Origin of the sequence: Bacillus pretiosus, from assembly GCF_051294775.1 — a bacterium.
GTDB classification, from domain to species: domain Bacteria; phylum Bacillota; class Bacilli; order Bacillales; family Bacillaceae_G; genus Bacillus_A; species Bacillus_A wiedmannii.
Genome location: NZ_JBPPHF010000298.1, coordinates 1 through 296, shown reverse-complemented (window position 1 = coordinate 296; position 296 = coordinate 1). Strand labels below are relative to the sequence as shown.

Sequence of the window (296 nt, the reverse complement as noted above, 5' to 3'; positions counted from 1 at the left end):
CCCCATCACAGCTCAGCCTTCACGATAAGCGGATTTGCCTACTTATCAGCCTAACTGCTTGGACGTGCACAACCAATCGCACGCTTCTTCTATCCTTCTGCGTCCCTCCATTGCTCAAGCGATAAAGAGGTGGTACAGGAATATCAACCTGTTGTCCATCGCCTACGCCTGTCGGCCTCGGCTTAGGTCCTGACTAACCCTGAGCGGACGAGCCTTCCTCAGGAAACCTTTGGCATTCGGTGGACGGGATTCTCACCCGTCTTTCGCTACTCATACCGGCATTCTCACTTCTAAGC

General features: G+C 53.4%; 1 rRNA gene. It reads right to left on the bottom strand.

Annotated elements, in window-relative coordinates:
• A 23S ribosomal RNA gene (locus tag ACSG5Z_RS30960) occupies window positions 1–296 on the bottom strand; the annotation flags it as partial.